Raw genomic sequence first — 24,844 nt, 5'->3', positions numbered from 1 at the left:
AGCGGCGCCGTTAGGCGCCGCGTGCCCACCGTCGGGCGGCGGACTCAAGAAGCAAGATGGTGGGCACGGCGCCATCGCAATCCCGCATGGGGAGAGAGCGCGGCCGCGCCTTTGCCCACCCTACGAATCCAGCTCCAGTCGCATGCCGTCATACGCCGGTACCACGCCATCGGGTAGGCTCTGGCGCAGCACCTCGTAGTCGAGATCGGCGGTCATGTTGGTGATGACGGCGCGCTTCGGCTTGAAGCGCTCGATCCAGGCGAGCGCGTCGTTGACCGAGAAATGGCTCGGATGCGAGGCAGGGCGCAGGCCGTCGACGATCCAGAGGTCGAGATCCTCCAGCGCGCCCCAGCTCTCCTCGGGGATGTCGTTGAGGTCCGGCGTGTAGGCGGCATCGCCGATGCGATAGCCGAGCGCGGGGATGTTGCCGTGCTGGACCAGGAACGCCGTCAGCTTCAGCTCGCCGCCCTTGCCTTCCACCGCCTGGGTCTCGCCGGCTTCGATCGCATGCTGGGTCAGGATCGGCGGATAGTCGCTGCCCGGTGGCGAGATGAAGCAATAGGAGAACCGGTGCATGATGTCCTTGGCGGTCGACTGGTTCAGATAGACCGGAATGCGCCGCCGCTGATGCATCACCACCGAGCGCAGATCGTCGATGCCATGGGTCTGGTCGGCATGCTCATGCGTCAGGAACACCGCGTCGATGTGATCGACCTCGGTGTCGATCAGCTGCTCGCGCAGATCGGGCGAGGTGTCGATCACGACGCGGGTGACGCCATGCGCGCCGCGGCGCTCGGCCAGTAGCGAGCAGCGCCGCCTGCGGTTCCTGGGATTGTTCGGATCGCAGGCGCCCCACCCGAGCGCCGGGCGCGGCACGCCCGCGGAGGAGCCGCAGCCGAGGATTGTGAGCGTCAGCGTCATGCAGCCTCCTGTGGCCGCGGCACCTTCGAGAACAGCTTGAAGAAGGTCTCGGTGGTCTGGCGCGAGAACTCCTCGAGCGAGACGCCGCGCGCGTCTGCCAGCACCTTCGCGGTCTCGACGACGTAGGCGGGCTCGTTGCGCTTGCCGCGAAACTTGCCGGGCGCCAGATATGGCGCATCGGTCTCGACCATGATGCGGTCGGCGGGCACCTCGGCGGCGAGCGCGCGCAATGCCTCGGACTTCTTGAACGTCACGATGCCCGTGAACGAGATGTGCAGTCCGAGATCGATCGCCTTCATCGCCAGCTCACGCCCGCCGGTGTAGCAATGCAGCACGGCCTTGAAAGGTCCGCGCGCCATTTCCTCGTCGAGGATGCGGCTGCACTGCTCGTCGGCCTCCCGGGTGTGGATCACCAGCGGCAGGCCGGTGGCGCGCGCCGCCGCGATGTGCGCGCGAAAACCACGCTCCTGGGCGTCCTTAGAGCCGTGGTCGTAGAAATTGTCGAGTCCGGCCTCGCCGAGCGCGACCACCTTGGGATGGCGCGTCAGCGCGATCAGCTCCTCGGCCGGAATGCCGTCCTCCTCGTCCGCGTTGTGCGGATGGGTGCCAACCGAGCAGAAGACGTTGTCGAAACGCTCGGCGATGGCGAGCAGCTCAGGAAGCCGCCGCACCCGCGTCGAGATCGTCACCAAGCGGCCGACGCCGGCGGCGGCGGCACGCGTGACGATGCCATCCAGATCGTCGGCGAAATCCGGAAAGTCCAGATGGCAATGGCTGTCGACCAGCATCACGCCGCCGTCGGCTCGATGTAGCGCGGGAACACCGCCTGGGGCGCCGGCAGCTGCGTCCCGGCCGCAATCCTGACCTCGCCGCCGAGCTGCGCGAAATTCCGTTCGTCCTCGGGGATGCCGAGGCTGTCGAGCAGCTTTGCCGACGCTGCCGGCATGACCGGCTGGGTCAGGATCGCGACCTGACGGATCACCTCGGCGGTGACGTAGAGCACCGTGTGCTGGCGCGGCGGGTCGGTCTTCGCCAGTGCCCAGGGCGCTTCACCCGCGAAATAGCGGTTGGCCTCGGCCACGACCGACCAGACCGCATTGAGCCATTGGTGGATCTGCTGCGTCGCCATGGCTTTCCGTGCGGCGCCGATCATCGCGTCGGCCTCCGCCAGGATCGCCTTGTCGTTGGCCGAGAACTCGCCGGGCTCCGGCAGCTGGCCTCCGAGCTGCTTTGCGATCATCGACAGCGAGCGCTGCGCGAGGTTGCCGAGGTCGTTGGCGAGATCGGCGTTGATGCGCGCGACGATCGCCTCGTGATTGTAGTTGCCGTCCTGGCCGAACGGCACCTCGCGCAGGAAGAAGTAGCGGAGCTGGTCGACGCCATACTGGTCGGCGAGATTGAACGGGTCGACGACGTTGCCGACCGATTTCGACATCTTCTCGCCCCTGTTGAACAGGAAGCCGTGCGCATAGACCCGCTTCGGCACCGGCACGCCGGCCGACATCAGGAACGCCGGCCAGTACACCGCATGGAAGCGGATGATGTCTTTGCCGATGACGTGCACGTCGGCCGGCCAGTATTTCCAGTTCGCATCGCTCTCGTCGGGAAAGCCGACGCCGGTGATGTAGTTGGTCAGCGCGTCGACCCACACATACATCACGTGCTCGTCGTCATGCGGCACCCGGACGCCCCAATCGAAAGTCGTGCGCGAGATCGACAGGTCCTTCAGCCCGCCCTTGACGAAGCTGATGATCTCGTTGCGCCGCGCGTCCGGCCCAATGAAATCGGGCTGGCTCTCATACAGCGCCAGCAGCTTCTCCTGATAGGCCGACAGACGGAAGAAATAGCTCTTCTCCTCGACCCATTCGACCGGCGTGCCCTGCGGTCCGCGGCGGACGTTGTCCTCGCCGACGACGGTCTCGTCCTCGGCGTAATAGGCCTCGTCGCGTACCGAGTACCAACCGGCATAGCTGTCGGCATAGATGTCGCCATTCTCGCGCATGCGGTTCCAGATCGCCTGGACGGAGCGATGATGCGCGGGCTCGGTGGTGCGGATGAAGCGGTCGAACGAGACGTTCAACCGCTCGTCCATGTCGCGGAAGCGGCCGGCGTTGCGGGTCGCCAGCTCCGATGGCGTCAGCCCCTCGTTCTGCGCGGTCTGCACCATCTTCAGCCCGTGCTCGTCGGTGCCGGTCAGGAAGTACACGTCCTTGCCGTCGAGCCGCGCAAAGCGCGCGATGGCGTCGGTCGCGATCGCCTCATAGGCGTGGCCGATATGCGGGTTGCCGTTGGGATAGGCGATCGCGGTCGTGACGTAGAAGGTGTTCTTGACGACCGGCGCTGCGGCGACCTGCGCTACGACCTCGTCGATCTCGACGACCACGGCCTCGACCTTCGGCTTGCGCGGTGCCTTCGGCTCCGCGGCGCGTGGCGGCTTCGGCGCTTCAACGATGGTCGGCGCGACCTTGTTCGGCACGGCCGGCTGTTTCGTCGCGGCGGGCTTCTTCGCTGCCGATTGCTTTTTCGTTGCTGCCGCGGGCTTGGCGACGGTCTTCTTGGCCGGCGGTGCGGCAGGCTTTGTCGCGGCCTTCTTGGCTGGCGCCTTCACAGCTTTCTTGACGGCGCTCTTCGAAGCTTTCTTGACCGCACTCGCCGCCGGGGCTTTGCTCTTGGCTTTCGCGGGCGCCGTCTTGGACTTGGCGGTCTTGGCGTCCTTGTCCTTCGCTGCCTTCGCTTTCGCCGCCTTCGCCTTGGCCGCGCTGGCCTTGCCCTTCGCGGGCACCTTGGCGGCAGCCTTCTTCGCGGCGCTCTTGCCCGCGGGCTTACCCTTCTTCACGGTGGTCTTGTTGGCCTTCGCCACGGCAAATTCCTCTTTGACGACGTCGGTCGACGGATTGATCCTGATGATCCCGGGATGATGGTCGGCGCGGTTACCGCGTGGCTTCGGCGAGCATCCCGAACACCGAGAAAACCAGCGGTTTTCGCTCCAGATTATAGGATTCGGTGTCGCGCGCGGCGCGGACGATCTTTTCCCATACCTCCGCCAGCCGTGCAAGGCGCGGCAGTTCCGCGTTGGGATCTGCGGCGCGCAGCCGCTCCGCCACCCAGCGCTCGATGCTGTCGAGGAAGCTCGCCAGCGCGACGCGGTCGCTGGTGCCGAGCGCATCGCCCAGGGCATGCAGCTCGCCCGGGTCGATCCGGGGCAGGCTCGCGAGCAGCGCGGCGGTCCGGGTCTGCAGCTGCAGCCCGTCGCCGCCCAACAGCATCAGGGTCCGCGCGACGCTGCCCTCGGAAGCCCTGGCGGCCTCGCGCAGCGCCGGATCGGCTCCGTCCATTCCGGTGGCCTCGGCCGCGGCGCTGACGACGTCGTCGGTCGACAACGCCCGCAGCGCCAGCCGGCGGCAGCGCGATTTGATGGTGGCGAGCACCCGCGCCGGTGCGTGGCTGACCAGCAGGAACAGCGACTGCTGCGGCGGCTCCTCGAGGATCTTGAGCAGCGCGTTGGCGGCGTTGGGATTGAGCTCGTCGACGGTGTCGACGATGCACACCCGCCAGCCCTCGACCGCCGCCGTCGAGCCGAAGAACGAGATCGTCTCGCGGGTCTCGTCCACAGTGATGACGGTGCGCAGCACGCCCTTGTCGTTGGCCGAGCGCTCCAAGGTGAGCAGCCCGCCATGGGCCTCGGAGGCGATCAGGCGCGCGACGTGGTCCTCCGCATCGACGTACAACGAATCGGCAGCACGCACCTCGGCGGTGGTGGGATCGCGGTGGGCCAGCACGAAGCGCGCCATGCGGTAGGCCAAGGTGGCCTTGCCGATGCCTTGTGGGCCGCCGATCAGCCAGGCATGCGCCATCCGTCCGCTGCGGTAGGCGGAAAGCAGCGCCGCCTCGGCGTCGCGATGCCCGAACAAGGCGGTGGTTTCGCGTGGATGGCGGACCGCGATCTCCGGCTCGACCTTGCGTGCGCTCATGACGCCGCCGCCACTTCCGTGAACAGGCGCTCGCGCACGGCGTCCCAAACGAGCTGCGAGACGGTCTCCGCGCTCGCCGTCGCGTCGATCAGCACGCAGCGCCGGGGATCCTCGGCGGCGATCTTGTGAAAGGCCTCGCGCAGCCCCTTGTGGAACTTGATGTCTTCGCCTTCGAACCGGTCCGGGGTTCCGGCGCCGCGCCGCGCCCCGGCACGCTTGAGACCGATCTCGACGGGAACATCGAGGATGAGGGTCAGATCCGGCTTGAGGTCGCCGATCGTCACCCGCTGCATCGCATTGAGCACGTCCGGCGCGACCTTGCCTTGGCTGCCCTGGTAGGCCCGGGTCGAATCGAAGAAGCGATCGCACAGCACCCAGCTGCCCTGGTTCAGCGCCGGCAGAATCACGTTGCGGACATGGTCGTCGCGCGCGGCGGCAAACAGCAGCGTCTCGGCCTCCGGGCCCAGCAGCCTGCCCATGCCCGACAGCACGAGGTGGCGCATGATCTCCGCGCCCGGTGAGCCCCCGGGCTCGCGGGTCAGGACCAGGCGCACACCCTCTTTCTGCAGATGGTCCGCCAGCATCTTGATCTGCGTCGATTTTCCGGCGCCCTCGCCGCCCTCGAAGGTGACGAATCGGCCGCGGCCAGGACCACGTTTCAAAGCTGCTTCCGCCATGTCTCTAGAGCTTCTCGGCCCCGGCGCGGAACATCCCGATCACGAGCTCGCTGACCCCATCGATCGCACGCCGCATCGTGGACCCCTTGCCCACCGCTTCCGCAGCATAGACAGGGGCCTCCATGGCGATATTGGGGCCGCGCCAAACCCTGACAACCCCGACCTTCTGCCGGGGCTCGACGGGAGCCCTGACCGGGCCACTGTAGACGATGCGGGCGATCAGCTTGTCGCCGCCGTTCTTCTGCACCATGACCTTGACCGGCACCGGGCTCGACAGCTTGACCGAGCGGCTCTCGCCGCCGAACACCTTGGCGTAGCCGATCGGCTGCTCCGCGGCGAACAGGGTGCGGGTCTCGAAATTGCGGAAGCCCCATTCCAGCATCTTCTTGGCCTCGGTGGCGCGGTCCTCGGAATCCTCCAGGCCATTGACGACCACGATCAGCCGCGTGCCGTTCTGCACGGCCGAGCCGACCATGCCGTAGCCGCCTTCCTTGGTGTAGCCGGTCTTGAGGCCGTCGGCGCCCTCCATCGCGTTCAGCAGCGGGTTGCGGTTCTGCTGCCGGATCTTGTTCCAGGTGAACTCCTTCTCGCCGAAGATCTTATAGAACTCCGGGAAATCCAGGATGATGTGCCGGGCGAGCATGGCAAGCTCGCGAACCGTCATCTTGTTGCCGGGATCCGGCAGCCCGTTGGAATTGGCGAAGGTCGATTTGGTGAGGCCGAGCTCGCGCGCCCGCTTGGTCATGTAGTCGGCGGCGAAGATCTTCTCGTTGCCGGCCATGCCCTCGGCGAGCGCGATGCAGGCGTCGTTGCCGCTCTGGATGATGGCGCCGTGCAGGAGGTCGCTCACCGACACCTTGCTGTTGAGCGCGGCGAACATCGTCGAGGTGCCGGAGGGCGCTCCGCCCCGGCGCCAGGCATTCTCGCTGATGCGGTATTCGTCATTGAGCTTGATCGTGCCCTCCTTGACGGCGTTGAACACCACCTCGGCGGTCATCAGCTTCATCATGCTGGAGGGTGCGCGCAGCTCGTCCGCGTTCTTCTCGAACAGAACACTGCCGCTGTTGGCCTCGATCAGGATCGCGGTCGGCGCATCGCCGTCGAAGCCGCCATCCTCCTTGCGCGCGCCCTGGACGCTCTGGTTGGCAGCGAAAAGCGCACCGCTCCAGCCGACGGCAACCGCCACGGCCAAGGCGATGAGCGCACGCGTCGTCCGTCCGGACGTGAAACCGGCGCGACGCAGCGGTAAGGTCATGAAATCCATCGGCTAAGCTCTGGAGCGCACTGGGAATCTAGCAGCTGCGGGGGGCGCAAACAACTCGGCAATCCCGCGGATCAGACCGCTCTCCCGTGGATTTGCACGGCCTTTCGCGCGGTGCGATACGTCCTGGGCCGGCAATCAAAGGTCGAGCAATCAAGGGGGAAACGGTGTCATCGACGCGGATCATCAAGGCCAACGGAATCGAGCTGTTCGTGCGCGAACAGGGCGAAGGCCCGCTTGTCGTGCTGTGCCACGGCTGGCCCGAACTGTCATATTCGTGGCGGCACCAGATCCCTGCCCTTGCCGCTGCGGGCTATCGGGTCGTGGCGCCCGACATGCGCGGGTTCGGCCGCTCGCAGGCGCCTGACCACATCGGCGCCTACACCATCTTCGACGCGGTCGGAGACGTGGTCGGACTGGTCGGGGCGCTCGGCGAGCGCCAGGCCGTCATCATCGGCCACGACTGGGGCGCGCCGGTCGCCTGGCATGCGGCGCTGTTCCGACCGGACCTGTTCAGGGCCGTTGCCGGACTGAGCGTGCCGCCGCCGTTCCGCGGCCGCAGCCGGCCGCTCGAGACGCTCCGCGCCGGCGGCATCGAGAATTTCTACTGGCAGTATTTTCAAACGCCCGGCGCGGCCGAGGCCGAGCTCGAGCGCGACGTGGCGCTGACGATGCGCGCCATGCTGGCGCGCGGCTTCTCCGATCCGCAGTCGCTGTTCGTCGCACCGGACAAAGGCTTTCTCGGCGACGTGACGCCGGATCTCGCTCTGCCGGCGTGGCTCAGCGAGGCCGATCTCGCGGAGTTTATCGCGGCCTATCGCGCTTCCGGCTTTCGCGGCGGCCTGAACTGGTACCGCAACATCGATCGCAACTGGGAGCTCACCGCGCCGTGGCAGGACGCGCAGATCCGCCAGCCGTCGCTGTTCATCGCCGGCAGCGCGGACGCGGTCGTGACCGGGATCATCGGTGCCAAGCGCGTTCAGGAGATGACGCGCGTGCTGCCGGATCTCCGGCGCAAGCTGATCGTCGACGGCGCCGGGCACTGGATCCAGCAGGAATGCGCTGCCGAGGTGAATGCGGCGCTGATTGCGTTCCTGCGCGAGGTGGCTCCTGCTCGCTAGCACGCGAGCGACCGCTCCATCATGCGATGCGAAGCCGTCGCCTCGTCCGCGACGTCGCGGAAGCCAAGCCGGACGTAGAACCTTATCGCGTCCTCATTCGTCGTCGCGACCGCGAGCGAGAGCACCTCGGCGCCCTGCTCCCGTGCCGCCGTGGCGACCGCCTGCATGATCTCGCGTCCGACACCCGCGTTGCGCGCGCCCGGCAGCAGCGCGAGATCGACCACGTGCCATCTCTGCGCCGCGCGGTCGAGCAGCAGCCGCCCGACCGGCGCGCCGTCACGGAGGATGATCAGCGATTGCGCCGCAGGACACTGCGCCGCATGGCCCTCGACCTGTGCGCGATATTGCTGCGCCAGCACGAGGTCGAGCATAGCAGGCGGCAAGCCGGCTGCGGCAAGTTGCACGCCTTTGACGGATTTGAACAGATTGTGCAGGAACGGCTCGTCGGCGGCCTCGGCAAGCCGCAGCCGCAATCGGGCGTCGCGTGAGACTATCTCGGATTCGATCGTCGTCACGCCGACCGAGCTCACCGGTCAGGAGTTGTTGAACGACGGGTAGATGCCGGCATAGGCGATGCACCAGATCAGCGCCTGGGTCGGCTGCGTGTTGTCATGGGGAATGCCCTGCCCGGTCAACGTCATGGCGTTCGGTGCGAGCGTGGTGGTGCTCGGCAGCGGCACGAAACCATTGAAGATGGGATCGATGGCGGCCATGGTCCCGGCCGTTCCCGGACCAGGCGCCGCATTTGCGGCCGTCTTGCTCCCCAACTGCAGACCGTGGGTGTGCGCCGCCATCTCACTGGTGATCAGGCCGACCGTGCTGCTCCCGATCGATTCGCCGATCACGCGTGGCTGAAGGCCCGGACCGTCGCCTTGACTGTTGGTGATGCAGCCGCTGAGGTTGGGCAGTTGAAAATTGCTGGTCCCATTGCCGCCGAAGGCGGTGCCGATCAACGCGAACAGGGGTGTGAATCGCTGGATCGGCACCAACTGGCCGAAGCATGGCAGCCAAGCCTGGTTGAAGCCCTGAGCAGCAAAGGTAAACGGGAAGGCCTGGATTTCGCCGATATACGGGTCCGACACGTGGTCTCTCCTCAAATCCAGTGAAGCGTGAAATCTGCCGACGCGCGTAGGACGAGGCGCGATCAGCCCGATGACGGAAAGATGCCGGCGAAGCAGATGCAGTAGTTGCCCACGACCGTTGGCATGATGTTGTTGTGCGGCAAACTGTTGCCTGCAAGCGCGACGCCGGCCGCCATCGTCTCATACGGCGCGGCGTCTGCTGCCGGCGCGTACAGATTTCCCGCTGACGCCGTCGCCAGGTGAACGGTCGCACCCGGCGTCTGCGTTTCCGCCGTGACGGTCGACGACATCAGCGCGTGGCTATGCGCGGGCATCTCGTTCTCGATCAGGACGTGTCCGTCCTCTCCGGCGATCTCGCCGAGCACATAGAGCGGCAGAGCCGGTCCCTGCCCCTGGCCAATCGGCACCCGGCCGCGCAGATCGGGCGCATTGAAGGTCTGCACGCCATCGCCGCCATAGGTGGTGCCGATGATGGCATAGAGCGTATCGTATTGTGCGATCGCCAGGCTTTGTCCATTGCAGGCCAGCCAGCCATCCGGCACCCGTGGAAACCCGAACAGCCGGATTTCGCCGATAAAGGGGTCTGACATCGCCGAAGTCCCTTTCAAGTATCGATTGCAAATCAATGTCGGGAACGTGTCGCCTCTCACGAAGCGCAGTTCGGGAAAGCTCAATCATGGAAGCGGTTTGCTGGAGCTGAACGCTTCGCGGTCGAAGTCTCAGTCGCGAGACGGAAAGACGCCGTTGAGCGCAATCATGTAGTTGATGACCAGGTACGGCTGCAGGTTGTTATGAGCTTGATTGCCGCCTTCATTGAGGACATTCGTGCCCGGCGCCAGCGGCACCTCGCCGCTGCCTGCGGTCACGAAAATAGACTTTGGGCCGGCCGGCGGAATGGTGTTGGTGCCGAACAGATTGTTGGTCGCCGAAGCGCCTCGTCCGGCTCCCTGCGCTGTCGATGCCAAAACGATGTGGTTATGGCTTGGAAGCTGCTGTGCGTTCAGGGTCACCGAAACCGTGCCGCTGGTCATGCCGGCAGGAAAGGTGCCGCTGCCGCCGGTGGACCCGAGAATTGCGCGGCCGCGCAAGTCGGGGAGCCCGAAGGTCCTGACGCCGTCACCACCGTAGTACGTCCCGAGCAATGAAAACAGCGCCTGATTGGTCGGGATTGCCAGGAGCGCGCCGTTGCACAGCGCCCACCCTCTCGGCACCGTCGTGCCGGCAAAGGGCATGATCTGACCCAGGATGGGCTGTAACGGCATGCTCCCCCCTCTTCCATCAGGCGATGGATCGCCATTTCATTGAAGCGCGGAATATTGACGCGCGGTGGGTTGAAAACGCAGTGCGTCACGATGCATTTGCTCGCAAAGATTGTTAGTGGGCGGAACCGGCACAGTCAAGCCCGCACGCGCAGTCATCACGAGCAACAACTTCTGGCGGTGTCGCTCGCGCAGCGAGCGCCGCTCAGTCGGCTGCCACGCAACCGGCGCTGCTGCGGGAGGGCGCGGCGGGCCCAGGCGGTTCCACCACACACTGCCCTGTTGCCGAGCCGCAACTGACGGTCGAAAAGTGCTCGCGATGGCTGGGTTTTGCCGGGAACAATCGTCTGCCTGCTTGCTCGCCGCGCACCGTCACGGCCTAATGCACGCAAACGACCTAATACACACGATAACAGTCGAATTTTTTATCAAAGAATTTGCAGCGGCATCATCCAGCTCGAGGACGGGCCGCGAGGGGGCGTCGTGAATCTCACTGCCGGGATCTGGATGGTGGTCCGTGCCATGGGGTACGCATTCGCCCACGCTTTCGGCTTCTCGCTCGACAGACCGCCGGCACGCCCGTCCTCCCATGCGACAGCCTCTGCCTCCCGGCCCGGCAAAGCCGGCGCGCGGCGCTACGCCGTCGTCTCGGCAGTGGTCTCGGCAGTCGTGGGCCTCGTATCCTTTGCTGCAAGTGACGCCTGGGCTGCCAATTGCACGGCAGTGTCCGCATTGACGGTGTCGACGAGCATTCAGCTGAACTCGCAGATCACATTCAGCGTCAATGGCGCCACCGGTCCCGGCGCGACGCTCGTGCCGAAAACGGGCACACAATACAATCGAATCGCCAACAGCGGCCTGTACAATGCGTGCGGAACTGACACAAATACTGGTTTCCCGATTACAGGGGCCGGATCCGACACGTCCGCATCGATCGCTGGTTCGAATGGGGGCGTCTACACGATCACGCCGATAGAGACGATTGATCCCAATAACGGCAATGCCTACTACGTAACTTATAATCTGACGATGACGACGGCGCCGCCGACGACCTCCGACACGATCATTCTGAACTATTCGTCGACGACTGATGTTGGCACTGGCACGTTCGGCACGACCGATAGTGGCCTGACCATCTCGCTCTCGAACGTCACGCCCAGCCTCTCCGTCACCGCATTGTCACCGAGTTCCGGCCCGACCGCGGGCGGCAACTCGGTCGTCATCACCGGCACTGGATTCACGGGGACCACCGGCGCCGGCGGCGTGAAGTTCGGTTCGAACAATGCGACGAGCTACGTGGTCAACTCCAACACCCAGATCACGGCGGTCGCGCCGGCCGGGTCGGCGGGCACCGTCAATGTGACGGTCACCAATGGCGCCCCATCCCAGGCGGCGGCGGCGAATCAATACACCTATGTGGCCGCGCCCACGGTAACGTCGATCGCGCCGACATCGGGCCCCGGCTCCGGCGGTACATCTGTCGTCATCACCGGCACCGGCTTCAGCGGCGCGACCGCGGTCAATTTCGGCGCTACGGCTGCGACCGGCTTCACGGTCAACTCTGCCACCCAGATCACCGCGACGTCGCCGGCCGGGACCGGCACCGTCGATGTGACCGTCACCACTGTGGGCGGAACATCGGCCACGTCTGCCGCCGATCAATTCACCTACATTCCCGCACCGACCGTGACTTCGATCTCGCCGACCTCGGGCCCCGGCGCCGGCGGCACTACGGTGACCATCACCGGCACCAACTTCAGCGGGGCCACCGCGGTCAATTTCGGCGCCACGCCGGCGACCGGCTTCACGGTCGACTCGGCGACCTCGATCACCGCGACGTCGCCAGCGGGAACGGGCACAGTCGACGTCCGCATCACGACAGCCGGTGGCACCTCGGCCACCTCGGCTGCCGACCAGTTCACCTACATCCCCGCACCGACCGTGACCTCGATCTCGCCGACCTCGGGGCCGTTGGCCGGCGGCACGACGGTCACCATCACCGGCACGAACTTCACCGGCGCCACCGCGGTCAATTTCGGCGCCACGCCTGCCACCGGCTTCACGGTCAACTCGGCCACCTCGATCACCGCGACCTCGCCCGCTGGGACCGGTACGGTCGATGTCCGGGTGACGATTCCGATAGGCGGCACCTCGGCCACATCGGCGTCGGATCAATTCACCTATGTCGCGGTACCGACCGTGACCTCGATCTCGCCGACCGCAGGCCCGACAACCGGTGGCACGTCAGTCACGATCACCGGCACCGGCTTCAGCGGAGCGACGGCGGTCAATTTCGGCGCGACGCCTGCGACCGGCTTCACGGTCAACTCCGCCACCCAGATCACCGCAACCTCACCGGCCGGCACCGGTACGGTCGACGTGACCGTCACGACCGCCGGCGGAACGTCGGCCACCAGTGCCGCTGATCAGTTCACCTACGTTGCCGCGCCGACGGTGACCTCGATCTCGCCGACATCGGGCCCTGGTGCCGGCGGCACCTCGGTGACCATCACCGGCACAAACTTCAGCGGCGCCACCGCTGTCAATTTCGGCGCCACGCCCGCGACCGGCTTCACAGTCAACTCGGCCACCTCGATCACGGCGACCTCGCCGGCCGGCACCGGCACCGTCGACGTGCGCGTCACCACCGCCGGCGGCACCTCGGCGACCTCTGCGGCCGACCAGTTCACCTACATCCCCGCACCGACCGTCACCTCCATCTCGCCGACGTCAGGTCCGGCGGCTGGCGGCACCACGGTGACACTCACAGGCACGAACTTCACCGGCGCCACCGCTGTCAATTTCGGCGCGACGCCGGCGACCGGCTTCACGGTCAACTCGGCGACCTCGATCACCGCGACCTCGCCCGCCGGGACCGGCACGGTGGACGTCCGCGTCACCACCGCGGGCGGCACCTCGGCGACGTCGGCAGCGGATCAGTTCACCTTCGTCGGCCCGCCGACCGTGACGTCGATTTCGCCAACGGCAGGCCCGACGACCGGCGGCACGACGGTGACCGTCACCGGCACCGGCTTCAGCGGTGCGACCGCCGTCAACTTTGGTGCGACGCCCGCGACCGGCTTCACGGTCAACTCGGCCACCTCGATCACGGCAACGTCGCCGGCCGGGACCGGCACTGTCGACGTGACCGTCACGACCGTCGGCGGAACGTCGGCAACCAGTGCCGCTGACCAGTTCACCTTTGTAGCCGCGCCGACGGTGACCTCGATCTCGCCGACTTCGGGGCCAGGTGGCGGCGGCACCTCGGTAACGATCACCGGCACAAACTTCAGCGGCGCAACGGCCGTGAATTTCGGCGCCACGCCGGCGACCGGCTTCACGGTCAACTCGGCGACCTCGATCACCGCGACCTCGCCGGCCGGGACCGGCACCGTCGACGTGCGCGTCACGACTGCCGGCGGCACCTCGGCGACCTCTGCGGCCGACCAGTTCACCTACATCCCCGCACCAACCATCACCTCGATCTCGCCGACGTCAGGTCCGGCGGCTGGCGGCACCACGGTGACCATCACAGGCACGAACTTCACCGGCGCCACCGCTGTCAATTTCGGCGCCACGCCTGCAACCGGCTTCACGGTCAACTCGGCCACCTCGATCACCGCGACCTCGCCGGCCGGCACCGGCACCGCCGACATCAGGGTCACCACTGCAGGCGGGACCTCGGCGACTTCGGCGGCCGACCAGTTCAGCTATATCGGCCCGCCGACCGTGACCTCGCTTTCGCCGACATCCGGGCCTGTCGCCGGCGGCACCTCGGTGACCATCACCGGCACCAGTTTCACAGGGGCGACCGCGGTCAATTTCGGCGCCACACCGGCGACCGGCTTCACGGTCAATTCGGCCACCTCGATCACGGCGACCTCACCGGCGGGGACCGGCACCGTCGACGTCCGCGTGACCACCCCGAGCGGCACCTCGGCGACGTCGGCCGCCGATCAGTTCACCTACTCGCCGGTACCGACCGTGACGTCGATCGCGCCGACCGCCGGGCCGTTGGCGGGGGGCACGTCGGTGACCATTACGGGCACCGGCTTCACGGGCACCACAGCGGTCAATTTCGGTGCGACGCCGGCGACCGGCTTTACGGTCAACTCGGCCACCTCGATCACCGCGACCGCGCCCGCCGGCACCGGCACGATCGATGTGAGGGTGACCACCGCGGGCGGCACTTCGGCCACCTCTGCGGCCGATCAATTCACTTATACGACAGCTCCGACCGTCACCTCGGTCGCACCAACCTCCGGACCTGGGATCGGCGGCACCTCGGTCACCATCACCGGCACCGGCTTCACGGGGGCGACCGCGGTGAATTTCGGCGCCACCGCCGCGACCGGCTTCACGGTCAACTCGGCCACCTCGATCACCGCGACATCGCCAGCGGGGACCGGTACGGTCGACGTCAGGGTCACCACCGCCGGCGGCACCTCGCCGACCTCGGCGGCTGACCAGTTCACCTATATCGGCGCGCCCACCGTGACATCGATCTCGCCGACGTCAGGCCCCGCGGCCGGCGGCGCCACGGTCACCATCACCGGCACCGGCCTCGCCGGCACCACCGGTGCGGGAGGCGTGAAGTTCGGCGCCGTCAATGCGGCGAGCTACACCGTCAATTCCGCGACCTCGATTACGGCCACCTCGCCCCCCGGCACCGGGGCGGTCGATGTGACCGTGACCAACAACGGGCAGACGTCCGCGACCTCAGTCGCGGACCGGTTCACCTATTTGTCGGCGACGACGCAGACAACCCTGAGCTCGTCGCAGAACCCGAGCCAGGGCGGTCAACCCGTGACGTTCACGGCAACGGTCACAGGGTCGGGTGGAACGCCGACGGGCACGGTGACGTTCAGCGACAACGGCACACCGATCGGAACAGCGACGCTGAGCGGCGGCGTTGCGGCCTTCACCACATCCGCGCTGGCGGTCGGCAGCCACACCATCATCGCAAGCTATACCGGCAGCCCAACCTTTGCGGCGAGCACCTCACCCGGCCTTGCGCAGACCGTGAACGTTCCGCTCGACAGCGTCAGGCTTCGCGCGTTGCAGCTCAACGTCACCAAGATGGTGGCGCAGAACTCAGGCCAGGCCATTTCCGGGGCGATCGACGATGCCATCGCTGATGGCTTCAACGATGGCGGCGCGTTCGTGACGCCCAGCAACGGCCGCATGCGCTTCAATTTCTCGGCTGACCCGCGGGACCAGGACGACGCCGCGGCGGTCCCGAGCTCGGCCAATTCGGGCAGCAGCGCCTTTACAGACCGTGGCGGAAACCCCGGCCCGGGCGGCAGATCCGCCCGTGGCCGGTCGCGCATCGACAATGCCTTCGCAGCGATCGACCAGCAGACGCCGGAGAAGGCGTTGCCAAAATGGCACGAGGACAAGCAGTGGCTGCTCTGGGCCGATGTGCGTGGCACCAACATCGACCGTTGGAGCACGACCAGCGCGTTCGGTGTCACTCAGGCAAGCCAAACCTCGCTCTACGGCCAGCAGATCAACGCGCTGATGGGGTTGACCTACAAGGCGACGCCGAATGTCCTGATCGGCGTGCTCGGCGGGTATGAGACCTTCAGCTATACCGAGCAGGATATCAACGGGAAGCTCAAGGGAGACGGCTGGACGGTTGGCGCCTATCTCGGCTGGAAGATCTTGCCGACACTCCGCTACGATGCGACGGTCGCCTATTCCGGCATTGGCTATAACGGCACGGCCGGGACGGCGCAGGGCAATTTCAACGGCGAGCGCTGGATGGCGTCGACGGGACTGACGGGCATGTACAAGGCCTATGGCTTCCTGCTCGAGCCCTCGGCCAAGGTCTACGCGCTGTGGGAGCACCAGAATGCGTATACCGATTCGCTCGGCACCCGGCAGGGCACCAATGACTTCGCCAGCGGCCGCGCCTCCGGTGGCCTGAGAGCCGCCTACCCGGTGGCCTGGTTCGACAGCGGCATCGTGCTGACGCCGTTCGTCGGTATGTATGGCGACTATTACTTCAACAAGGAGGATGCCAACACGCTCGCCAACGGCGGCACCGGTCTGGCCTCGACCCCGCTGCTGCAGGGCTGGTCGGCGCGCGCCACGGGCGGTCTCGGCATCAGGACTCAGGGCGGCGCCAGCGTCGGGCTCGGCGCCGAGTTGGGCGGCATCGGCAGCACCACCCGCGTCTGGACCTACTCGGCGAGAGCGCGCGTGCCGTTCTCGGCCCAATAAAGCTTTGCTGATCGCCGGAATCAAAACCGCCCCGGCATGGGGCGGTTCACGTGAACAAGCCGTGCTTGGCGGAGTTCAGTACAGGCCGCGGCCGCTCATGATGTCGCGCGCCTCGTTGGCGCCGTCGTTCGGCTCTGCCCTGCCCTGCGAGACGTAGCGGCCGTCCTGGTCGTAGGACACAGCGCGCGGGTTCTCGAGGTTGCGGCCCCGCGTCCTGCTGGACGCCGACATTTCCGAGGTCGCGCCGATCGAGGCGAGATCAGCCGAGCCGTTGCCGAGCGTATAGGGGCGCCCTTCGGGCAGCGGGATCTCGCCGCGAATCGGACGGCCTGTGCCCATCTCGGGCACGAACGGCCTGGCCGAGGCGACGCGCACCAGGGACGGTGCCGGCGCCGGGATGCCCGTGCGCAAGGTCGCCATCAACTGGACGTCGTCGGAGCCCTCCAGCGGGGCGCGGCCGACATACTCCACCCGCACCTTGGCGATACCGTTGCCCTTGAACTCGAGCAGATCGGCCGCCTTGTTGGAGACGTCGATCAGCCGGTTGCCGTGGTATGGCCCGCGATCATTGATGCGGACAATGAGCGATTTGCCGTTGGCGAGATTGGTGACGCGGGCGTAGCTCGGCAGCGGCAATGTCGGATGGGCGGCCGTCAGCGACGTCATGTCGAAGACCTCGCCATTGGCAGTCAGGCGGCCGTGAAAATCATCGCCATACCAGGACGCCATGCCCTCGGCGCGGTAGTTGGCGTCCTCTTCCGGGACGTAGGTCTTGCCGGCCACGGTGTAGGGCTTGCCGATGCGGTAGACGCCGCCGCCCTTCGGCACCGGCTCGCCGAATCCGACGACGCGCGGGCTCGACGACACGCCGTATTTCGGATCGACCTTGCTGGCGAACTTGTTGGACGAGGCGCAGTTCGCGACCATCAGGCAGGCGAGGACGGCGACGGCACCGCGCACCGCTCTCTCGACCGGATCTGTTTGACCAATCCCCATCGACCCCAATTACCAATGTGCCGGTCGCAGCTGGGCCATCCCATCAGCCCCGCGCGCCGCGCGCTTGTCCCCGCGAGTCGCGTCCCCCGCAACTCAACGCACAAGGATAACGCAACCCGAACACGGCGGAAATGGGGTAGGCCCCGCCGTGGTTAACCGGAGCTTTCCGGCGGTTGTGACGAGGACGATAGACGCCTAAGCGTGCGCTCCGCCCCGCCTCCTCGTTGCGAGTGCACCTTTTTGGACACATATGTTGCGTGAAATCCTCACTTGAGAGTGTTCTCATTTCCCGGGACCTGAATCATTTTGACTGTGCAGGGCTGCACGTCGTTTGCTTCACGTGGGGCGCAACAGGGTGTGTTCGCTATGATCGAAGCAATGACGGCAGTGATGGGCTTGGTTGGCGCCGGGATCTTCCTTGCTCATGCGTTTGAAGGGGTCCGCTCGCGGGCCTGATTCCGGACGGATCGGACAGCCGACGTCATGGTCGGCTCTCGTCCGCTTCAAAGATTTCGTCCGCTTCAATAACGACACTTCAGGAACATCCCTGAAGCCGGCAGTTTCGACCAACAGATCTTTCAGACCGCTCTTCGTCCGGTCCTCCGCTTCTTCCGATCGACGTGAGGTCGGACCGGCAGCCCAGCTGTAGAAGGTGGCCCATGCGATACCCATACCTACGACGTCAAGACGTTGGACGTCCGGACTTGCTTTCGAGCAGCTTTCTCGCCCTGGCAGCGCTGAGCACGGCAGTGTTGTGCTCGGGTCTGATGGTTTTCGCACTCCGCTAAGCCGCGGGCTTTGAGCTGATGCCGTTCGGGCAGGCGTGAATGCGCCGTTGACGAGCCGCAAGCCAGCACCCTAAACAAGGATCGCGTCGCTACCGCGCTGCCGTGGCGTGGACGTCGCCGACGTCCCGGACACGACGCCGGATGGAAGGGTGGCCGAGTGGTTTAAGGCACCGGTCTTGAAAACCGGCGTGCCCGCAAGGGTACCGTGGGTTCGAATCCCACCCCTTCCGCCAAGTCTCCTTCCACGTCCCCGAACTTGCCGCTGATCCGGGACCCGATGGATCGGCTGGCCGCGCACAGCGCTGGCGAGCGCGCCCGCAGCCCCCCTGCTCAGAGCCGCGCGCCCGGTCAACGACCAGGGTGCGCCCCATGGCTTGCCTGCGGCGCGCGGTGGCCGTTCACGGCGCCGGCGGTCTCGGGGGGCACGCCGACCCGCTCCATCAGTTCGCGAACGTCGCGGATGCGGTTGTCGAGAAGGCCGTGCATCTCGCTGAGCGTCCAACGCAGCTCATCCAGCGCGCCCGGTGCCGCGTCGGGAAAATGCGAGAGATGATAGATCATCTCGTTGAGCACCTGCCGCAGCCCGTACAGGTCGTCATGGGCGAGCTTCTGGACATCGAGCTGGCCGAGCAACCGCTGCACGAAGCTGCGGCGATCGGGTGGCACGTGGCGCAGATCGACGAACCGGTTGACGTGGAAGGCGCGCGGCGCCTCGGCACTGCCGGCCGCTTGGGCCAGCGCGAGGCGCACGTTGTCCGCGTTGAGATCCTCGGTATCGACGGAGAGCGTGTTCGGGAACAGGCTCTTGTAGCGTTCGATCAAGGCGTGGGTCTTGTCGTAGTACCAGCCGAACTTGTCGGCCAGCGACAGATCCATCCATTGCTGCCTCGACATCTCTCCGAAGTGGAAAGCGGTCGGACGCTTGCGACGCGCGGCCGGCGAATCGGCGTAGTAGAGGTGGTTCTGCGGCGACAGCTCGGCATTCTCCACCAGGCTTGCGATGCACGCCGCCCGGTCGCGCCGGCGCAGATGCACCAGCGTGACCTGATCGCCGAGGAGCTCGGCGATGATCGGCAGCACGGCCGCGTAGCCGTTGCCGACGACGCAAGCATGGGGGCAATCGAGGATCGTCTGACGAATCTGATCCGCGAAGCTGGGATCGTTGGTTTCCTTGAGCTGGCAGAACAGCTCATTGAGCTCGCTCGACGCCCATTCGTGCACGGCCCTGTCGCCGTTGCCCTGGTTGTCGAACACCTCCTGCATCATCCGCGTCAGCGACGTCGTGCCGTCCCGGCCGGTGCCGACGCACAGCACCCGCAGCGTGGAAGGTGGAGAATTCCTCAGGGCCGCGTCGCGGCCATTGCCGGAGGGGCGCGTCGCTCCATTGTCCGAGACCACGGCCAGGCGCTTACGCGCCAGCCGGCGAAGCTCCGCGGACGCCGCCTCCCACTCCAGCCTGTAGCCGTCCCGCTCGTCGCGCAGGCGGCCCATGATCACGCCCCTCTCTTCGGTGATGCGCCTGTACCGCTCGGACTCGTCCTTCGCAGCGACCAACTCCGCTTGCAGCGCATCGACGAAGCGTTTCACGTCCGCATCGAGGCGGCTTTCGGTGCTGGCGGTGCCAATCCCCAATCGGTTCTCGATCCACCGGCGCAGTCGCACTCTCGACAACAATAATCCTCCAAGACATCGAGCCGAACGGCCTGCTGATCGTCTGCCGCCCGATCGCTGCTGCGATTCAGCACGCCTGCGAAGGCCGCCCTGCCGGCTCCCGGCTCTCCATGTAATACAATTGCAATGTACATCAAACCTGCATCGCAATTCGGTTGCAGAGGCAGCGATGGTGGCCGGCACGTTGCGCGAGCCGCGCCCGCTCATGCCCGATAAATGTGCATGCCGCGGAGCCTGCTTTCTCCCGACCATGCCGTCAACGCGACCAATTGCCATTCCTAGGGTATTAATGTACCGTGATGCGGCGCGACCGCGGTGGTCATGCGTCACGGCATGCCGCAGGCGCCGCTGCTGCCAACGGGCGCAGCCCCGACGACGCCAGCTCCGTTGAGCTAGTCCAGTCCGCGCTCGCGACTCAGGCGCACCATCTCGTCGATGAAGATCTGCTTCTGCTTGTCGTCGAGGCTGGTGAACAGCGGTTCCGACGTGTCGGCCACCGCGCGCTGGTCGGCGGCACGATCGACCAGGAACTGAGCCTCGTTGCGCATCTGCTCGACGATGTCATCCGGCGGATCGCGCTTCGACCGCGCGATGCGCAGCTCGAGTCGATCCGCGCCGTTGCGGCCGAGCGCGTGCATCGCGTCGGCGAATGGACCCCAGTTCTTCGCCTGCTCTTCCGTCAGGTTCAGCCCGGTCTTCAGGCGCTCGATATTGCTGTCGCTGTTGGCGACGATTTGTTCGGCCGTGAGTTGCGGGACGCCCGGCTGCGTCAGCAGCGGCGTCGCCTTGGCGACCTTGCCCGTCTTCGTCGCCTTGGAAGGCTTCGCCTTCCTGCCCTCGGCCGGCGGTGCCTCAGGCTGCGTACTCTGCTGGCCGCTGTTGCCGGTGAACGCCCCGGTCACGCCGGTAACCACGCCGACGACACCGCCGATCGCGCCGCCGAGCACACCGCCGACCGGCCCCGCCGCCTTGTTGCCTTCGCGCGCGCCCTGCTCGACGCCCTTGAACAGGCCCTGCGCGCCAAGCTGACGTGGCAGGCCCGCGAGGCCGATGAGGCCTATTGACACTCCTATTGCGATGCACCGGAAAGACCGGCGCCAAATGCCGGCGGGGCTCGTCATCATCAGTTCAGGCTCCGTGCAACACGTCCGACCGTCGCGCGCAGTCGCTGGTCGTGACGGCCATGATTCCAACGAATTCTATCGTTGCCGCAACGCGCAAGTCCATCGGCCGCATGCAGTGCGATGCATCGAACGCGTTCGGCTAGACTGCTTCCTGCTCTGCTTCCTGCTCTGCTTCCTGCTCTGCCGGGGACGCGCCTTGCACTGCAGCGCTCAGCGCTGCGATGCAATCAGTTACGGACCTGCGACGAATTGTGCCCGCCATTAGTTCAAGGATTCGCCTCACCTGCTTTCTCGACAGCCGCTCGCAATTCTGCTCTGATTGCACCCAAGCGAAATCCATGCGCGCATGACGCGACGCAACAACTAACAAATCGGATTCGCATCGACAGAATGCTTGGCTCACCAGGGAGGGAACGCCATGTCACGGAGGAAGCTGAACCGCCGACAATTCGTTGCTGCGACCGCTGCCACCTCGGCGGTCATGATTGCCGCGCCCTATGTGCGCGGTGCCTACGCCGCCGGCAAGCTCTCGATAGGCTTCTGGGACCATTGGGTTCCGGGCGCCAACCAGGCCTCGACCGATCTCGTCAACGAGTGGGCCGCCAAGGAGAAGGTCGAGGTCCAGATCGACTACATCACCAGCCAGGGCAAGAAGATCGAGCTGACGATCGCCGCCGAGGGCGCCGCGAAGTCCGGCCACGATCTGATCGCCATGCCGACCTGGTGGCCGCATGCGCATGCCGAACTGCTGGAGCCGGTCAACGACATCATGGGGCCGATCATCCAGGAGAATGGCGAGGTCAACGGCACCGTCAAATATCTCGGACAGTCCGGCGGCAAATGGCTCGCCGTGCCGGCCTGCGTCGGCAGTCAGATCAAGGGCCCCTGCACCCGCATCGATCTCATGAAGAAGCATGCGGGCATCGACGTGCAGGAGCTGTATCCGGCCGGCTCTCCACCGAAGGCCGACAGCTGGACCACAGAGACCTTCCTGAAAGCGGCGGAGGCCTGCCAGAAGGCTGGCGTGCCGTTCGGCATCGGGCTCGGCGAAACCACCGATAGCGTGGACTCCGCCGGCGCGTTCTTCCAGGCGTATGGCGCCGAGCTGGTGAATGCCAAGGGCGATGTCACGGTGAAGACGGATGCCGTGCGCCAGGCGCTCGAGTTCTACAAGCGGCTGATCGCGGCACTGCCGCCGGATGTCGCCTCATGGGACGACGCATCGAACAACAAATGGCTGGTCTCGGGCAAGGGCGCGATGATCATGAATCCGCCGAGCGCCTGGGCGGTGGCCAAGCGCGACGCGCCGCAGATCGCCGAGCAATGCTGGACCCACGGCTTCCCGGCCGGCCCCAAGGGCCGCTTCGCGCCGTTCCTGCCCTACTTCTGGAGCATCTGGTCGTTCTCCAAGAACAAGGAGGCCGCCAAGAGCCTGATCGTGCACCTGTCGAAGCCGGCATCGATCGAGAAGATGGTGGCGGCGAGCGGCGGCTACGATCTGCCGGCCTATCAGAAGCTGACGACGCTCAAGGTGTGGCAGGAGGAGGGACCGCCGAAGGGGACGCTCTATCACTATCCCAACCCCTATAATCACCAGACGCTGTCGATCGCAGCCTCCCCTGCTCCGCCCAAGATCGCGCAGCAGATCTATGCGCAGGCGACGATGACCAAGATGTGCCTGCGCTACGCCCAGGGCGAGAAGATGGAATCGACCCTCGCCTGGGCCGAAGGCGAGTGCGAAGGCTTCATGCGCAGCTGAGGCATGTTGAAGCAACGCCGGCGGTCCGCTTCAGCAGGCGGGCCGCCTCCTTTCACCTTGTCAGTGTTCCCCATCCAGTGAGGACCCCGCCGTCGCAGGGGACATCACGAGGAGCCTTTTTTCATGGTTGATGCCGCCATCGGTGAAAACGCCGTCGCCCGCCCTCGCGCGGCCCGCCGCAATGGTCTGCACAGGGCGTTGAAGCGGAAATCGACCGCCGCTTTCCTGATGACGCTGCCGCTGATCCTGCTGATCCTGCTCCTCGTCGTCTATCCCGCCCTGTATTCGGTGCATCTGGCGACGCTGAACAAGTCGATGCAGCGCTTCGTCGGTTTCGGCAATTTCGAGTTCCTGTTCAAGCGCGACACGTTCTGGCTGGTCGTCAAGCAGTCCTGCATCTTCGCGATCACCGCCGTCGTGTTCAAGGCGCTGATCGGCTTCATCGTCGCGCATTTTGTCCACAACATCCCCGCCAAGGGGCAGCGCAAATGGCGCGGCATGCTGCTGGTACCCTGGGTGATCCCGCCGGCGATGAGCACGCTCGCGTGGCTGTGGCTGTTCGACCCGTCCTACAGCGCCTTCAACTACACGCTCGCCTTCTTCGGCATCGGCCCGATCCCGTGGACCGGCGACGCCGCCTGGGCGCGATTCTCGGTGATCCTGGTCAACATCTGGTACGGCGCGCCGTTCTTCATGATCATGTACCTGGCATCGCTGAAATCGGTTCCCGAGCAGCTCTATGAAGCCGCGGCGATCGACGGCGCCAATTGGTGGCAGCGCATCTGGTACGTGACGCTGCCGATGATGCGCAACATCATCGCCATCACGACGCTGTTCTCGCTGATCGTGACGTTCGCCAATTTCGACATCGTCCGCATCCTCACCGCCGGCGGCCCGCTCGACAAGACGCACATCTTCGCGACCTGGGCGTTCCGCGTCGGCATCGAGGGCAGCGACATTCCGCTCGGCGCCAGCGTCTCGCTGTTCATGGTGCCGATCCTGGCGGTGGCCGCCATCTTCATCCTGCGCGACGTCAACAAGCGGGGGAACGAATCCTGATGAGCACCGTCACGATCGACAAGGCCGGCCCGACCCGTGCCGTCAAATATGGCTCGATGAGCCGCGACCGCGCCTGGGCGCTGCGCTGGTCGTATTTCTTCCTGACGCTGTTCGCGATCTTCTCGCTGGTGCCGCCGCTCTACATGCTGATCACCTCGTTGAAGGGCAGCGCGGAGATCTCCGCGGCGACCAATCCGTGGTGGGTGTTCCACCCGACGCTGGAGAACTATCTCGAGCTGCTGACCTCGAACCAGTTCATGCGCTTCTTCTTCAACTCGGCCATGGTCTCGATCGTCGTCGTGATCATCACCATGCTGATCAGCATCCCCGCGGCGTTCGCGCTGTCGCGGATGAAATTCTGGGGCTCGGCCACGCTCGCGACCGGCGTGTTCCTGACTTACCTGATTCCGGACAGCCTGCTGTTCATCCCGCTGTTCAAGATGTTCGCGCTGATCGGCGACGTCACGGGCATCCAGCTGATCAACCGCTGGTACGTGCTGCTGTTCATCTATCCGACGCTGACGGTGCCGTTCTGCACCTGGATCATGATCGGCTATTTCGCGTCGATCCCGAAGGAGCTCGACGAAGCCGCCATCATCGACGGCGCCTCCTGGCTGCAGACGCTGACGCGGATCTTCATTCCCGTCGCCCTGCCCGGCCTGATCGCCGCGACGATCTTTGCCTTCACCGTCTCCTGGGCGCAGTTCCTGTATCCGCTGGTGTTCACGACCTCGACCGACCAACTGGTGCTGCCGGTCGGCATCGTCACGAGCCTGATCAAGGGCGACGTCTTCAACTGGGGACAGATCATGACCGGCGCGCTGCTTGGCGCGGCGCCGCCGCTGATCATCTACGCGTTCCTGATGGACTATTACATTGCCGGACTCACGGCCGGCGCGACCAAGGGCTGATGACGGGGGTTGACCACAC

At 65.9% G+C, this 24,844-nt stretch carries 18 protein-coding genes and 1 tRNA gene; 6 read left to right on the top strand and 13 right to left on the bottom strand.

Translation table 11 applies throughout. The features are described 5' to 3' along the window. Positions 1–120: 120 nt before the first annotated feature. The 6 genes from QX051_RS01645 to QX051_RS01620 all read right to left on the bottom strand — a co-directional run bounded on the left by QX051_RS01645 (position 121) and on the right by QX051_RS01620 (position 6,833). Positions 121–921, bottom strand: coding sequence for an MBL fold metallo-hydrolase (locus QX051_RS01645; RefSeq protein ID WP_315774778.1), 801 nt, complete (start codon positions 919–921; stop codon positions 121–123). Then, positions 918–1,709, bottom strand: coding sequence for a TatD family hydrolase (locus QX051_RS01640; RefSeq protein WP_315774777.1), 792 nt, complete (start codon positions 1,707–1,709; stop codon positions 918–920). Before QX051_RS01640 ends, QX051_RS01645 begins: the two co-directional genes overlap by 4 nt. Next, positions 1,709–3,781 carry a methionine--tRNA ligase gene (gene metG / locus QX051_RS01635; protein ID WP_315774776.1) on the bottom strand — a complete coding sequence of 691 codons (2,073 nt, stop codon included), beginning with the start codon at positions 3,779–3,781 and terminating at the stop codon, positions 1,709–1,711. Before metG ends, QX051_RS01640 begins: the two co-directional genes overlap by 1 nt. 70 nt (positions 3,782–3,851) lie before the next feature. Continuing rightward, entirely contained in the window at positions 3,852–4,892 is a 1,041-nt protein-coding gene (locus QX051_RS01630) for a DNA polymerase III subunit delta' (protein WP_315774775.1), read from the bottom strand. Continuing rightward, positions 4,889–5,569, bottom strand: a complete 681-nt coding sequence (gene tmk / locus QX051_RS01625) for a dTMP kinase (RefSeq protein WP_315774774.1) — start codon at positions 5,567–5,569, stop codon at positions 4,889–4,891. Before tmk ends, QX051_RS01630 begins: the two co-directional genes overlap by 4 nt. Positions 5,570–5,573: 4 nt before the next feature. Further along, complete coding sequence (locus QX051_RS01620; RefSeq protein ID WP_315774773.1) at positions 5,574–6,833, bottom strand: D-alanyl-D-alanine carboxypeptidase family protein; 1,260 nt, start codon at positions 6,831–6,833, stop codon at positions 5,574–5,576. A gap of 164 nt (positions 6,834–6,997) precedes the next feature. Here QX051_RS01620 and QX051_RS01615 point away from each other — a divergent pair, with 164 nt between their 5' ends. Beyond that, entirely contained in the window at positions 6,998–7,951 is a 954-nt protein-coding gene (locus QX051_RS01615; protein ID WP_315774772.1) for an alpha/beta hydrolase, read from the top strand. On the opposite strand, the gene QX051_RS01610 is transcribed toward QX051_RS01615, so the two are convergent. The 4 genes from QX051_RS01610 to QX051_RS01595 form a co-directional block, all read right to left on the bottom strand. Further along, positions 7,948–8,466, bottom strand: coding sequence for a GNAT family N-acetyltransferase (locus QX051_RS01610; protein ID WP_315774771.1), 519 nt, complete (start codon positions 8,464–8,466; stop codon positions 7,948–7,950). The genes QX051_RS01615 and QX051_RS01610 overlap by 4 nt on opposite strands. A gap of 18 nt (positions 8,467–8,484) precedes the next feature. Next, the gene (locus QX051_RS01605; protein ID WP_315774770.1) at positions 8,485–9,033 is read right to left on the bottom strand and encodes a phage tail protein; all 549 of its coding nucleotides are present in this window, start codon (positions 9,031–9,033) and stop codon (positions 8,485–8,487) included. Positions 9,034–9,095: 62 nt separating this feature from the next. Next, positions 9,096–9,623, bottom strand: a complete 528-nt coding sequence (locus tag QX051_RS01600; RefSeq protein WP_315711949.1) for a phage tail protein — start codon at positions 9,621–9,623, stop codon at positions 9,096–9,098. 129 nt (positions 9,624–9,752) lie between these two features. Further along, entirely contained in the window at positions 9,753–10,295 is a 543-nt protein-coding gene (locus QX051_RS01595; RefSeq protein WP_315774769.1) for a phage tail protein, read from the bottom strand. A 1,026-nt stretch (positions 10,296–11,321) separates the two neighbouring features. On the opposite strand from QX051_RS01595, the gene QX051_RS01590 reads away from it, so the two are divergent. Beyond that, positions 11,322–16,517, top strand: a complete 5,196-nt coding sequence (locus QX051_RS01590) for a beta strand repeat-containing protein (RefSeq protein WP_315774767.1) — start codon at positions 11,322–11,324, stop codon at positions 16,515–16,517. Between the two features lie 75 nt (positions 16,518–16,592). On the opposite strand, the gene QX051_RS01585 is transcribed toward QX051_RS01590, so the two are convergent. Continuing rightward, positions 16,593–17,513, bottom strand: coding sequence for a septal ring lytic transglycosylase RlpA family protein (locus QX051_RS01585; RefSeq protein WP_315774765.1), 921 nt, complete (start codon positions 17,511–17,513; stop codon positions 16,593–16,595). Positions 17,514–18,444: 931 nt separating this feature from the next. Between QX051_RS01585 and QX051_RS01580 the strand changes: the two genes are divergently transcribed. Beyond that, positions 18,445–18,534, top strand: a tRNA-Ser gene (locus tag QX051_RS01580). Between the two features lie 115 nt (positions 18,535–18,649). On the opposite strand, the gene QX051_RS01575 is transcribed toward QX051_RS01580, so the two are convergent. Both QX051_RS01575 and QX051_RS01570 read right to left on the bottom strand, forming a co-directional pair. Beyond that, the gene (locus QX051_RS01575; RefSeq protein WP_315774763.1) at positions 18,650–19,933 is read right to left on the bottom strand and encodes a hypothetical protein; all 1,284 of its coding nucleotides are present in this window, start codon (positions 19,931–19,933) and stop codon (positions 18,650–18,652) included. A 431-nt stretch (positions 19,934–20,364) separates the two neighbouring features. Beyond that, positions 20,365–21,009, bottom strand: coding sequence for a Spy/CpxP family protein refolding chaperone (locus tag QX051_RS01570; RefSeq protein ID WP_315775297.1), 645 nt, complete (start codon positions 21,007–21,009; stop codon positions 20,365–20,367). Positions 21,010–21,514: 505 nt separating this feature from the next. On the opposite strand from QX051_RS01570, the gene QX051_RS01565 reads away from it, so the two are divergent. The 3 genes from QX051_RS01565 (at position 21,515) to QX051_RS01555 (ending at position 24,825) form a co-directional block, all read left to right on the top strand. Further along, positions 21,515–22,855, top strand: a complete 1,341-nt coding sequence (locus QX051_RS01565) for an ABC transporter substrate-binding protein (protein WP_315774762.1) — start codon at positions 21,515–21,517, stop codon at positions 22,853–22,855. Positions 22,856–22,978: 123 nt separating this feature from the next. Further along, positions 22,979–23,914: a sugar ABC transporter permease gene (locus QX051_RS01560; protein WP_315774761.1), complete on the top strand. Its 936-nt coding sequence runs from the start codon at positions 22,979–22,981 to the stop codon at positions 23,912–23,914. Continuing rightward, positions 23,914–24,825, top strand: coding sequence for a carbohydrate ABC transporter permease (locus QX051_RS01555; RefSeq protein WP_315757471.1), 912 nt, complete (start codon positions 23,914–23,916; stop codon positions 24,823–24,825). Before QX051_RS01560 ends, QX051_RS01555 begins: the two co-directional genes overlap by 1 nt. Positions 24,826–24,844 lie beyond the last annotated feature (19 nt).

It is taken from the genome of Bradyrhizobium sp. SZCCHNR1053 (assembly GCF_032381235.1).
Lineage (GTDB): Bacteria > Pseudomonadota > Alphaproteobacteria > Rhizobiales > Xanthobacteraceae > Bradyrhizobium.
This window is presented reverse-complemented; position numbering and strand designations above follow the sequence as displayed.

What these genes read in the sequence shown, in the direction of transcription:
- QX051_RS01565 (WP_315774762.1), top strand. Translation starts at nt 21,515, where the DNA reads ATGTCACGGAGGAAGCTGAACCGCCGACAATTCGTTGCTGCGACCGCT.
- QX051_RS01555 (WP_315757471.1), top strand. Translation starts at nt 23,914, where the DNA reads ATGAGCACCGTCACGATCGACAAGGCCGGCCCGACCCGTGCCGTCAAA.
- QX051_RS01640 (WP_315774777.1), bottom strand. Translation starts at nt 1,709, where the DNA reads ATGCTGGTCGACAGCCATTGCCATCTGGACTTTCCGGATTTCGCCGAC.
- QX051_RS01620 (WP_315774773.1), bottom strand. Translation starts at nt 6,833, where the DNA reads ATGGATTTCATGACCTTACCGCTGCGTCGCGCCGGTTTCACGTCCGGA.
- QX051_RS01630 (WP_315774775.1), bottom strand. Translation starts at nt 4,892, where the DNA reads ATGAGCGCACGCAAGGTCGAGCCGGAGATCGCGGTCCGCCATCCACGC.
- QX051_RS01560 (WP_315774761.1), top strand. Translation starts at nt 22,979, where the DNA reads ATGGTTGATGCCGCCATCGGTGAAAACGCCGTCGCCCGCCCTCGCGCG.
- QX051_RS01585 (WP_315774765.1), bottom strand. Translation starts at nt 17,513, where the DNA reads ATGGGGATTGGTCAAACAGATCCGGTCGAGAGAGCGGTGCGCGGTGCC.
- QX051_RS01645 (WP_315774778.1), bottom strand. Translation starts at nt 921, where the DNA reads ATGACGCTGACGCTCACAATCCTCGGCTGCGGCTCCTCCGCGGGCGTG.
- QX051_RS01595 (WP_315774769.1), bottom strand. Translation starts at nt 10,295, where the DNA reads ATGCCGTTACAGCCCATCCTGGGTCAGATCATGCCCTTTGCCGGCACG.
- QX051_RS01600 (WP_315711949.1), bottom strand. Translation starts at nt 9,623, where the DNA reads ATGTCAGACCCCTTTATCGGCGAAATCCGGCTGTTCGGGTTTCCACGG.
- QX051_RS01590 (WP_315774767.1), top strand. Translation starts at nt 11,322, where the DNA reads ATGACGACGGCGCCGCCGACGACCTCCGACACGATCATTCTGAACTAT.
- tmk (WP_315774774.1), bottom strand. Translation starts at nt 5,569, where the DNA reads ATGGCGGAAGCAGCTTTGAAACGTGGTCCTGGCCGCGGCCGATTCGTC.